At 38.4% G+C, this 12,128-nt stretch carries 12 protein-coding genes; 5 read left to right on the top strand and 7 right to left on the bottom strand.

The annotated features are described in order from the left end of the window. Nucleotides 1-3: 3 nt before the first annotated feature. From MTF67_RS08210 to ilvY, 6 genes are all read right to left on the bottom strand, one after another. Nucleotides 4-1,248 (bottom strand): ATP-binding protein, encoded by a 1,245-nt coding sequence (locus tag MTF67_RS08210; protein ID WP_248519251.1) that lies wholly within the window; start codon nt 1,246-1,248, stop codon nt 4-6. Nucleotides 1,249-1,269: 21 nt separating this feature from the next. Next, the gene (locus tag MTF67_RS08205) at nt 1,270-1,962 is read right to left on the bottom strand and encodes a response regulator (protein ID WP_006793922.1); all 693 of its coding nucleotides are present in this window, start codon (nt 1,960-1,962) and stop codon (nt 1,270-1,272) included. A gap of 14 nt (nt 1,963-1,976) precedes the next feature. Then, entirely contained in the window at nt 1,977-2,345 is a 369-nt protein-coding gene (locus MTF67_RS08200; protein ID WP_033019701.1) for a DUF3019 domain-containing protein, read from the bottom strand. A gap of 13 nt (nt 2,346-2,358) precedes the next feature. Beyond that, nucleotides 2,359-3,078 carry a MipA/OmpV family protein gene (locus tag MTF67_RS08195; protein WP_248519250.1) on the bottom strand — a complete coding sequence of 240 codons (720 nt, stop codon included), beginning with the start codon at nt 3,076-3,078 and terminating at the stop codon, nt 2,359-2,361. Between the two features lie 287 nt (nt 3,079-3,365). Beyond that, on the bottom strand, nt 3,366-4,412 hold the full coding sequence (locus tag MTF67_RS08190; RefSeq protein WP_010557221.1) for a GGDEF domain-containing protein: 1,047 nt from the start codon (nt 4,410-4,412) through the stop codon (nt 3,366-3,368). A gap of 112 nt (nt 4,413-4,524) precedes the next feature. Further along, on the bottom strand, nt 4,525-5,430 hold the full coding sequence (gene ilvY, locus MTF67_RS08185) for an HTH-type transcriptional activator IlvY (RefSeq protein WP_008130052.1): 906 nt from the start codon (nt 5,428-5,430) through the stop codon (nt 4,525-4,527). 134 nt (nt 5,431-5,564) lie between these two features. Between ilvY and ilvC the strand changes: the two genes are divergently transcribed. The 4 genes from ilvC (at nt 5,565) to MTF67_RS08165 (ending at nt 11,338) form a co-directional block, all read left to right on the top strand. Next, complete coding sequence (gene ilvC, locus MTF67_RS08180) at nt 5,565-7,037, top strand: ketol-acid reductoisomerase (protein ID WP_248519249.1); 1,473 nt, start codon at nt 5,565-5,567, stop codon at nt 7,035-7,037. A 178-nt stretch (nt 7,038-7,215) separates the two neighbouring features. Beyond that, nucleotides 7,216-9,129, top strand: a complete 1,914-nt coding sequence (locus tag MTF67_RS08175) for a methyl-accepting chemotaxis protein (protein WP_248519248.1) — start codon at nt 7,216-7,218, stop codon at nt 9,127-9,129. 119 nt (nt 9,130-9,248) lie between these two features. After that, complete coding sequence (locus MTF67_RS08170; RefSeq protein WP_248519247.1) at nt 9,249-10,424, top strand: tetratricopeptide repeat protein; 1,176 nt, start codon at nt 9,249-9,251, stop codon at nt 10,422-10,424. Further along, nucleotides 10,421-11,338 carry a M28 family peptidase gene (locus tag MTF67_RS08165; RefSeq protein ID WP_248519246.1) on the top strand — a complete coding sequence of 306 codons (918 nt, stop codon included), beginning with the start codon at nt 10,421-10,423 and terminating at the stop codon, nt 11,336-11,338. The genes MTF67_RS08170 and MTF67_RS08165 overlap by 4 nt, the downstream gene beginning before the upstream one ends. Here the strand turns inward: MTF67_RS08165 and MTF67_RS08160 are convergent. Next, nucleotides 11,311-11,625, bottom strand: a complete 315-nt coding sequence (locus tag MTF67_RS08160; RefSeq protein WP_006793932.1) for a GIY-YIG nuclease family protein — start codon at nt 11,623-11,625, stop codon at nt 11,311-11,313. The two genes, MTF67_RS08165 and MTF67_RS08160, sit on opposite strands and share 28 nt — an antisense overlap. 107 nt (nt 11,626-11,732) lie before the next feature. Between MTF67_RS08160 and bamE the strand changes: the two genes are divergently transcribed. Next, nucleotides 11,733-12,092 (top strand): outer membrane protein assembly factor BamE, encoded by a 360-nt coding sequence (bamE, locus tag MTF67_RS08155; protein ID WP_006793933.1) that lies wholly within the window; start codon nt 11,733-11,735, stop codon nt 12,090-12,092. The last annotated feature ends 36 nt before the right edge of the window (nt 12,093-12,128 follow it).

Genomic DNA, 12,128 nt, shown 5'->3' with positions numbered 1-12,128 from the left:
TTTTTAGTTTTGCTCTATGGGTAAGCTAATAATGAATTTTGCTCCACCTAAAGACGAATGTTCAACACGATAACTTCCCTGATGCCAAGCAATAATTTTAGCAACAATCGCTAACCCAAGGCCAAATCCACCTGTTTTTTTGCCTCTACTTTTATCAAGCCGCGTAAAGGGCTTAAATACGTTTTCTCGCTCTATTTCAGCAACGCCCCTGCCATCATCTTCAATTACAAACTGTACCTCGTTATGCTGAGTAACAAGCGATATTTTAACTTGGCTATTAGCGTATTTAATTGCATTGCCAATTAAATTTTGAAAAGCGCGCGCCATAAAATGCGGATCACATTGGTAAATCAGGCTACTTGGTAATGCTTCATCCAAACTAATTTTCTTATCAAAATTAAGCTTTTCAACGCTAACTTTTATTAACTCAACCAAATCAGTTGGGTATGGTTGTAGGCTAGGTTGTTGAGAGTCTAGTTTTGCGTAATCAAGCATCTCAGAAACTAAACTTTCAAGCTCATTAATATCGCTGTTCATATTAGCAATATAAACTTCACTTTTTTCATCTGATAAACGTTCATCTAGCATTACTGTTGCAAACTTTAAGCGAGCTAAGGGGGTTCTAAATTCATGAGAAACCGACGAAGTCAGCTCTTGTTGAGCGTTTAATAAAAAACTGATGCGTTGTTGCATTAAACTGAGTGTTTCAGTAATTGGTAAAAAAAACGACTTGGAAGTATCAGAGAGTTGAAAGTCTTGAGCACCTTCAACGGCTTTACATGCATTACGCAATTTAGAGAAGTCACGCCAAAGAAGAAAGCTCCATAAGCCTACAGGAATCCCCACAATAGTGAGCAATAATACGTATGGCCATACAGAGGTCGTTACGGGGGTATCTAATCCTATTGGCCCTACCTGCAAAAGCTCATTGTCATTGAGGGTAATATACCAAACAACTCGCTGTTGTTTGTCATATAAATATAGATAGTGCTGACTATTTAACTGAGCCAGTTGTTCTTGAGGTAGTGCTAAATCAGCACGACTAATAACAAGGCTTTTGTAGTGCTCCTTTAATTTTGCTAATCCATTGGGTGTTTGTGAAAGCAGCCAAAGCGACTGCCCAAATTCGTCATCAAGAAAAACGTGCTGTTGCGATTCATCATATGGCCATAATTGCTCTATAACACCGCTAACAACAAACAATGAAACCACAATATAAATATATAAACTTGCAAACAGCTTTCCCATTAATGCCTATTAACCTTGTATTTAAAGATCCCACGCATCGGAAACAAATAAGTAGCCTTGACCCCATACTGTTTTTATACGAAATGGCTTGTCGCTATTATCACCCAGCTTTTTACGGATACGCGACACTCGAACATCAACGGTGCGATCGAGCCCGTCATATTGGCGACCAATCATATGTTGATGTACATGCTCTCTACTAAGCACTTGGCCAGCGTTTGAGGCTAATAACCAAAGTAACTCAAACTCATGCGACGTTAACACTATCTCTTTGTCAGATAATTGCACTATACGGCTGGTCTTATCAATGATTAAATCACCAAACTGTAATTCTTCACTCGTTTTTGTCACTGTTTGACCACGGCGTAATAGCGCATTGACTCTTGCGAGTAACACACGTGGCTCAGCTGGTTTAATAACATAATCATCTGCGCCAAGTTCTAAACCCAATACTTGGTCAAAATCTTCGCTTTTAGCGGTTAACATTAAAATTGGTAAAGAAAACTTATCACGCACTTGACGACACACGCTAAATCCATCTTTGCCCGGCAACATAACATCTAAGATCATTAAATCGGCGTGATTATTTTCTAAATAACCAAACACCTCATCACCACGTTCTAAAACTGCGACTTCTAATCCATTATGTTCAAGGTAATCTTTTGTGAGTTGCTGTAAACCAAGATCATCTTCAACAAGTAGAATTTTTGGCATTGATTGCTCCTAAATTAAAAAAAGCTCCATGGTGAACGAAGCCGACGCCTACTTTTTTGTACATGAGTACTTTGTACTTCAACCTGTGCTTTAGCTATTAACACGCCAGATTCCGAATTGATTAAGGAGTATATGGTTTCGACCTGAACACGCGCTTTATAATTAAACTCTCCTGCGCGCTGCTGTTGCCAGCAATGTATCTTTTTACTCTGTTCATATATGCAAACATCCCCCACCACATCGCCCTGCCATTCAAACTTTAAATCAAGATCGCAAAAGTCCTGTACCTGAGAAATGACACATACTTTGGGTGACACAGTAAACGACGCAGCTTGCGCATTACTGAGGGGGATAAGTAGTGGCGCTAAAAATAAAATGACCATTAGATGTTTCATATTAAAAAGTGCGTTCGAATCCTATAAATGCAGTCATTGAATAGTCACGCTCTAAAAGCGGACTATCATTAATAGCCGAGTAGTCATAATAAGCTAAATGGAAACGAACAGAATATTCATCTCTTAAGGGTAATCGCCCATCAATTTTTGCATAAGGTTGCCAACTGCTGGCAACCTCAACATGGCCCAATAAAGTTTCGCCGTCTTTAAGGCCATAATAATAGGTATTTAGTTCCGCAGATTTATAATTTAAACCAAACGATGGTTTAATATTTACGGGCCCAAGTTGGGTATGGTATTGCCACTGTAATGCACCGCGAACACCGTTATAAACATTTGTCACATCATGCAGTAGTTGAACAGAAAACACATGGTGATCACTCACATAATGATAAGCAACCCCTGTGTCTAAGGCTAGGTGGCGTTTATGTAGGTCATTTAAATTAACATTTTTTACTGATGAGGCCTCTGCAGCCTGCAAATAAAAAGGGCTATCTGCACTGCTGCTTTGCAGCGTAAGCACATTACTTGGATGCCAATCTATAAAAAAACGAGACTCAGTATTAAGCTCGCTAACAACGTTAAACTGGTGTTTAGAAGTTTGAAGTAAAGAATAGCCTAAACGGCCATTATCAAAAAACCAATCTTCAGCATAAAACGCTATTTGAGGAATAACGACTAAAGGAACATTATCACCACCACGCAAAGGATTAGTGATCACACCGACCCCTGCGTTAATACTAAAAATTAGCTGATGAGATTGAACATGCTGCTCTGAGAACTCTTGATCCGAATACGTATTTGGCTTGGCACTTAATGTAAAACAAGTGAGCAAAAAATTTAAACAAAGAATGGTAAATAGAGAGAAATTAAACCGCATCAGCGTAAATCAGAGCATAAAATTATTCATTTACGGATAGTAACAAGGTTACCTAAAACTATCTGTAGCTGATTACAATCATTCACACTTTTTATACACAAAGTAAAAGTTTAAACCCCTTATAAAAATTAGATATCAGGGGCTATTTCTACTCGGTTGCGTCCATGTGTCTTAGCAATATAAAGTGCTCTATCGGCACGCTCAACCAGCACTGAGCTTTTTGTAAACGGTCGTAGCATAGCTAAACCAAAGCTGGCTGATATTGCACGTTTGTTGTTTACATCTTGTTTTTTACGAATAGCTAATTTCGCAATTTCTTGCCTTATACACTCAGCAAAAGCAACTAAATCATTTATGGTGTCAAAATAAGCAGTAATACAAAACTCTTCTCCGCCATAGCGATACACTTTTGCTTTGTCAGTTAAATTTTCTTTTACTTTTTTTGCCACCAGTTTAATAACTTCATCGCCTTTTTGGTGGCCAAAGTCATCGTTAAATCGTTTAAAGTGATCAATATCAAACATAATCAGTGCAGCAAGGGAGCTTTCTGTCGTTTGCTCTGAGTACTCACGGCAAAAGTCATTAATATCAGAGTCAAATTTACCTCTGTTATAAAAACCTGTTAATGGGTCTGTGTCGGCAGCTTCTTTAGAAAGATTAAGCGCTTCTTTTAAGTCTTTAATTTCATTATATGCAACCGATAGCTTTGTTTGAAATTCGCGAGCAGAGTCTTGCATTGCAATAGACTCATCAGTCAAACGCTCAACACAACCAAGAATATCGTTAAAAGAGTTGGTATCTATCAGGCTGTTTATTTCGTTCTGCGAGTCAATCAGTGAAGTACTGAAACTTTTAGAATGACCAAGTGTGATACTTATATCTTGCTGGATATTTTCAACCGTATTATGAAATTTATCCGACATTTCCTGAAAAAGAGCTAAATCTTCATCACTAAGATGCTTATCAAATATTTCTTTTGCTTTACTTTGAGTGCATGTTTGGTGCTCTGAAATAACTTGATCTAATTCAATGTTTAAAGACGGTTTATTACCCTGAAAATAGCAATACCAAATAGCATAATTAATAGGTGTTACCGGCATACGGTACTTCACCATCATGGGTACTGCTTTTTTTAAATACTGAGCGGAATGAGAAAGTGATACAGCATTATTCATAAAGAACTCTCAAGCGTCATTTTTATTATTAGCATTCAATGTTAAGTAATAGTAAACCTTTACGCAAGCCATAATAATACTATTTTATGAACTTATTTAACGGTAAAAAAATCTAAATCGCTTTTGCGTCTAAAGTTTGTGCAATATTCCACAAAGCACTAATAGCGGGGTCGTTGAGCTCTTTCCTTAAAACTGCTAAGCCAATGTCAAAGCCTTCAGGGGCTTGCATTTTTGGTGTGAGTATCTGTACTTTATCTTTTAGTGGGCTGTTATCTAATACTATTTTAGGAACCATTGCTACACCAAATCCTAGGCTAACCATAGAGACCATTGCCTCATGCCCCGCCACTTGTGCATAAATTTTTCCGTGAATATTGTTTTTTCGCCACCACATTTCTAGGCGCTGCCTAGAAAAGCCTTGTTCAGGCACAATAAACTCTAATTCAGACCAATCAAGCTCTGTATTGTTTGATGTTAATTTTTCAGTAATCGTACATTGAACTTTTGGACCAATAAGCACTAATGGTGAATGGCCTATATCTACAAAAGCAATTTGCGCGGGTAATTTTCCAGGTTTAGCTGCTATTGCCATTGATTCATGACCATCGAGCACACGGTTTATAGCTAGTGCAGGGTCGCCCGTATTTAAGGTTATTTCTATATACTGATGCTGCGCTCTGAGTTGCTCTAAAATTTGATGCAAAAAACTATAAGACGCGGTAACAGAGCAATAAATACTGACTTTTCCATAAATATGTTGCTGTGGCTCTTTCACATTAGCTTTAAATCGTTGCCAGTTAGCAAGGGTAGCAGTGGCGTAATCAATAAAAGACTCTCCCTCTTTTGTTAATTTTACACTGCGGTTATCGCGCATAAATAGCGCAACGCCCACCTCTTCTTCTAGGTGTTTAATATTACGACTTAATGTAGGCGCACTCACATGGCAAAGCTCACTTGCTCTAGCAAAGTGCAGTGTTTTAGCCAACGCTAAAAAATATTTTAAATGCTTATGATCCATAGCAACACCAGTATTTCATATTTTGAAATACTTTAATTCAAATATATCATTTTACGCAAGTAACATTTTTAAATATGGTGTTTACAAGCGCAAAATACAGCGCATCTAACAAACATATTTATAGGACACTAACAATGGCGAATTACTTTAATACCTTACCTTTACGCGAACAATTAGCGCAATTAGCGCAATGTGAATTTATGGACGCAAGCGAATTTACAGACGGTGTTAACGCACTTAAAGGTAAAAAACTAGTTATTGTAGGCTGTGGCGCACAAGGTTTAAACCAAGGCCTTAACCTACGCGATTCAGGTTTAGACGTGTCTTATACGTTACGCGATTCAGCTATTGCTGAGCGCCGCCAATCATTTTTAAACGCATCTGAAAACGGCTTTACTGTAGGTACTTACCAAGAGCTAATTCCAACAGCTGACGTAGTACTTAATTTAACGCCAGATAAACAACACACATCAGTCGTTAACGCCATCATGCCGTTAATGAAGCAAGGTTCTACACTTGCTTACTCACATGGCTTTAATATTGTTGAAGAAGGCATGCAGGTTCGCGAAGATATCACTGTAATCATGGTTGCACCTAAATGCCCAGGTTCTGAAGTACGTGAAGAGTACAAACGTGGCTTTGGTGTACCAACACTTATTGCCGTTCACCCAGAAAACGACCCACAAGGTCATGGCCTAGCACAAGCTAAAGCCTACGCTGCTGGCACAGGTGGTGACCGCGCAGGTGTGCTTAAATCGTCATTCATTGCTGAAGTTAAATCAGACCTTATGGGTGAGCAAACTATTTTATGCGGCATGTTACAAACGGGTTCTATTTTATGTTTTGACAAAATGATTGAAAAAGGAATTGATGCAGGTTACGCATCTAAACTAATTCAATTTGGTTGGGAAGTGATCACAGAAGCTCTTAAATACGGCGGCGTAACAAACATGCTTGACCGTTTATCTAACCCAGCAAAAGTGAAAGCATTTGAACTTAGTGAAGAGCTAAAAGTTATTATGCGTCCACTTTATAATAAGCACCAAGACGACATCATCGACGGTACATTTTCACGTGTAATGATGGAAGATTGGGCAAACGATGATGCTAACCTTCTTAAATGGCGCGCAGAAACAGCTGAAACTAATTTTGAAAAAACACCCGCTGGTGATGTAGAAATTTCAGAACAAGAATTCTTCGACAACGGTATTTTGATGGTCGCTATGGTTAAAGCAGGTGTTGAACTTGCATTCGAAACTATGACAGCGGCTGGCATTATTGAAGAGTCTGCATACTACGAGTCGCTTCACGAAACACCACTGATTGCTAATACCATTGCACGTAAAAAGTTATTTGAAATGAATCGTACTATTTCAGACACTGCTGAATATGGGTGTTACTTATATAACCATGCTTGCTTACCATTACTTGCTGACTTTATGAAAAATATCGACACCGATGTAATTGGTAAAGGCTTAGGTGAGCAAAGTAACCAAGTAGATAACAAAGCGTTAATTGAAATTAATACAGCGCTGCGTGAGCACCCGGTTGAAATAGTAGGCGCTAAATTACGTGACTACATGTCAGCAATGAAAAAAATTGTTTAACGTTATCCTTTAAGTTTCGCTTGTTAGAAACCAAGCTCACATGCTTTGCGTGTGGGCTTTTTTATGCCTTATAGTTTAGTTAAAAAGAGGCTATTTTTTTGTTCATTCGCATTATTTAACTCTAAATAAATTGTGTGCTAACATCATATTCTACTTCGTTGTAAAAAATTATTATAAAATGATACAAAACCTTTCCATTACTCAAAAAATCACAGCTCTTGGCAGTGGCATCGCTATTTTTGTTGCAGCACTGATTGGCATTACATCGTTATACAGTTCTGAAGATATAATAGAACAACGCATGATTGAGTCAGAGCTACCAGGTAAGCTGCAAACAATTAGTAACCACATTGGTGGTGAAATAAACATGCTAATTGGTGCCGCAGAGCAACTCTCATCAAACGAATTTATTTTACAATGGGCAGAAACCAATAATAACGATGCATTGCTTTTAAAAGAGCTTAACCGCTTGGTAGAACAATACGACTTAGCGACTGCATCGTGGGCTAACCGAAACACCGCACAATACTGGAATCAAGAGGGCTTTTTACGCGTACTAAAAAACGATGAAGCCGATGGGTGGTTTTTTGCTTTCAAAGAATCAAGAAAACCATACTCTATCAGTATTTACCAAGAGTCAGTGAACGACGTAAAAATGTTCATTAACCACCAACAAGTAAATGGTAAAGGTTTAGCAGGACTTGCAAAAAGTATTACTGACATGCAAAAGCTACTGCAACAATTTAAAATTGAGCAAACAGGGTTTGTATTTATTGCTGATAAAAGCGGCCTTATTCAATTGCACAAAGATTCAAATAAAGTAGCAAAAGCAAATGTTGATTCGGTGTATGGAGCGAATATCAGTAATGAAATATTAAGCTCAAACGGATTTAGGTTAAAAGAAATCGACCTCGATGGCCAAGCCACCCTTGTAGCAGCAACCCCAATAGAAAACACCGACTTATTTATTGTGGCTCAAGTACCAAAAAGTGAAGTATTTGCAAGTGTAAGCACACTTCAGTGGCAAATATTTACATTTACTTTAATCATTGCCTTAATTGCTAGCCTAATTAGTTACTTATTAGCGCGTTCGTTGTCTTCGCCGTTATTTAAAATGGGCGAATTATTCTCTCGTTTAGGCTCTGGCGACGCAAACTTAGCATACAGGTTACCCGAATCAAGCCAAGCAGAGCTTAATAACTTAAGCGCGGGCTTTAACCAGTTTATTAGTAAAATTGAAGTAGCCATTGGCCAAGTTGCCACAGAAAGCCACGATATAAAGCGCAGTTCTGACCATGTGTTTGAACAAGCTAAACGTAATTCTCAGGCTATAGACAGCCAAAAAGAACAAACTATTTCTGTAGCCGCAGCCATTAACCAAATGGGTGCAACTGTGCAAGAGATTGCTCAAAGCGCAGCTAACGCCGCCAAGCTTACCGATAGCAGTCGCGAAAACACAATGCAAAGCCACAATCAGGTAATGCAAAGCCAAGCAACTATCTCTGCGCTTGCAAGCGACATTGACGGCATAACAGAGCAAGTGTCACTACTCTCTAAAAAGACGGTTGATATTGCCAGTATTATTGATGCGATTCGCAGTATTTCAGAACAAACAAACCTATTGGCGTTAAATGCGGCAATCGAGTCTGCACGTGCTGGTGAGCATGGTAGAGGGTTTGCTGTTGTTGCCGATGAGGTAAGAGCGCTGGCAAACCGCACTTCACAATCAACCAACGAAATTCAATCAATGATTGAAGAGCTGACCCAAATATCAGATGACGTAGTAAAAGATATTAGCCAGTCAAAAGATAAAGCACAGCAAAGTGTTGGGGCAATGCAAAACTCCGTTGAGTTGCTTGATGTGATTAGCGAAACATCTAATCAAATAAATGACATGGCAACTCTAATTGCAACGGCTACCGAACAGCAAAGTAATGTAGTCGCCGATGTAGGGCGTAACATTGAACAAATTAGCGAAATTAGCGACAACGCCATGAGTGAGCAGATGAATACTGAGCAAGCTATTCGTGACCTAGCAAGCAGCGCTCAAACATTAGATGCCTTAGTGGCAACCTTTGAAAAGCACCGTTAAAACCTCTGAACTATACCAATTCGCTTAATCAATGATCCCAATGGGTTGATATCAACGCGAATTGGTATTAAACACCTCCTCTAAACAAAATTGCGACTACAATTAGTTTGGAGGTGGTTATGCAAACCAATCAATTTAAGTTTTTGATCATATTTGTAGGGCTGTTTACGCTGAGCGCATGCAGTTCAACACCGCTTGTCGCACCACCAGTTAAACTGCTCCAAATAAATTCGTTTGAGTCACATACTCTAGAATCACCAGAAGAAATATTTACTCTTAGCGACAGCCTCAAGCAGCAGCTCAAAAGCCATTTAAAAAGTAAGCAATCTACCCAAACGCTAGCACACAATATATTGAGCTTTTTACTTAAAAATGGTGATGATTCGCTTTCATATCAATCGGGGGCAACCCTCACCGCATCACAAACCTTTAAAAACTTAAATGCAAATTGCTTATCGCTCTCTATTTTAGCGTATAGCCTTGCTGACTATTTAGGTATAAAAGCGCGGTTTAATAAAGTTCATATCCCAGAATATTGGGCTCTTAACAATGGATTTAACTTACTGACAGGCCACATTAACTTAAGTATTGATACAGCCATTGAACCTTCTAACCAGTCGGTATTTATTTACCAAGGCAAAAAACGCTTAATAATAGACTTTGACCCTAATAGCCGCCAGGCTCGCTTTAAAACAACACCTATTAGCAAAAACACTATCACAGCCATGTTTTATAACAATAAAGGGGCTATTGCACTTGTTAATAAGCAGTACGACTTAGCTTATAACTACTTTAGCCACGCAGTTAAAGCCGACCCTAATTTCAGTGCTGGGTGGGGGAATTTAGGCGTATTGTTTAGACAATTAAACTACTTAACTGAAGCTGAAAAAGCCTACACCCACGCAATATTGCTTAATCAAAACAACAATACTGCACAAGGTAACTTGGCTGTTTTGTATCAGCTAACAGGCCGGTCGAAGTTAGGCACTGACATCTTAAAAAAATTACACATCAAGCGTCAAAACAACCCTTATTACCATGTATCCCTTGGTAATACAGAGTTTGAGCAATCTAATTTTGCACTTGCATTAGCACATTATAAAAAAGCCTATAGCCTTGCACCTTCATTACACGAAAGCCACTTTGGCCAAGCTAGAGTGTACTTTAAATGGGGAAACACCCAAAAAGCGATATATCATCTTGAACAGGCAGGCAAAAAAGCTGACTTTTTACATGACAAAAAACGTTATGAGAGTAAATTAAACGTATTACATTCATTAACAGCAAAGTTATGACCATTAAATACTTTTTATGCTTAATTTTAATATGTGTGTGCGCTAATAGTTATGGGAATGCCCTTCACACTCAGCTTATTGATGATTTAAACCATTTAGCAAGCAATCCGCTCATGGGCCGAAAAACAGCAACAGAAGGTGCAGCAAACACGCGAGCATACCTACATAGTAGGCTTTCTAAGTTTAACCTAAATGTAAGTGAGCAAACGTTTACTTATAAGTCAGGCATTTTTGAGCATACACAAGGCATTAATATTATTGCAGTGCCCACCAAATCAACACAACGTCAAAAAATAATTATTACAGCCCATTACGATCACCTTGGTAAGCGAGGTGGAAAATATTATTTTGGGGCAAACGATAATGCAACAGGCGTTGCTGCCCTGCTTTACTTGGCGTCTTCGTTACAAAATACAGAGTTCCCTTACGAATTGGTATTTGCATTAACTGACGCAGAAGAAAATGGCTTACATGGCAGTAAACACTTTGCACAAACGCTTAACTCAAATAACGTTTTAATGAATATAAATTTAGATATGCTTGGGGTGAAAAAACATAAATCCCGCGTGTATGCATTAACATCCTACTCATTAAAACAAAAACTTAAGCCCGTATTCACCGCCTTAAATAACACTAAAATAACAATCAAACCTGTCTATTCGTCAAAACAAATGAATCGGCTAATTAAATCACAAAATATTGATTGGCATAAGGCAAGCGATCATTATTCATTTGCGCAAAACAACATACCGTATGTTTACTTTGGAATGGGTCACGACCCTCACCACCACACAACTAAAGACACCGTACAGCACATTGATATACCTAAGTATGTAAGTACCGTACTCGCAATAGAGGGCTTTATTAAACAGTTAGCGCACCATCATTATGATGATTTAAACGCTGAAACATAAGCCTCTTTTTTTGCTCTTGGTAACTTTTTTATTTTACACTCAAGCTTACTCGCTTCGCTTTTACTCCCAACTTCCTGCTGATGAATAAGTATAAGAGGCCCTTTACCTTTTAAATTTTTCGCCCCTTTACCAGCTTGATGCGTTGCAAAGCGCTTATCTACATTAGTAGTAATGCCGGTATACCAGTGCCCAAACCGTGTTTGCACTATGTACAAGTGCCATAAAGTGCCTGAAGTATGTGTTTTTGGCTCTAGGGTTTGTAAACTTTTTTCATTATTGGTGGTCAAAATATTACCTTAATACCCTTAACTCAAAACAATTGCTTAAAAGGGTTTTACCTTCAGTGACTAATCGGTATCATGCAGATTATAAAAAATAAGGATCACAACAAACAATGCAGTCGTTAAAAACTTTTTCTCTTTGGCTTATCGTCGCTTTAACACTTAGCTCTGCAGCAGGTTGCTCTAGCTGGGTATACAGAATAAACATCCCTCAAGGTAACTTTTTAGAGCAATCGGATGTTGAAAAGCTTCGTGTAAACATGACTCGAGACCAAGTTATTTATGTATTAGGCCGTCCTATTGCCACAGATGCTTTTGATAACAACACATGGCGTTATGTTTACAGCTTCAATAAAGGCCGTGAAAACGAGCAACATAAAGAGCTAGTGATTAACTTTGAAAATGAAAAACTTGTTTCGCTTTCAGGTGACTACGATCAGCCAGAAAATTTTAACACCCCTTTAGAACAATAATATTGTCGCTAAAGTAAAAAGGTAAGCTTTGCTTAC

The sequence above is a fragment of the Pseudoalteromonas sp. 2CM32C genome (genome assembly GCF_023161925.1).
GTDB classification, from domain to species: Bacteria; Pseudomonadota; Gammaproteobacteria; order Enterobacterales; family Alteromonadaceae; genus Pseudoalteromonas; species Pseudoalteromonas marina.
This window is presented reverse-complemented; position numbering and strand designations above follow the sequence as displayed.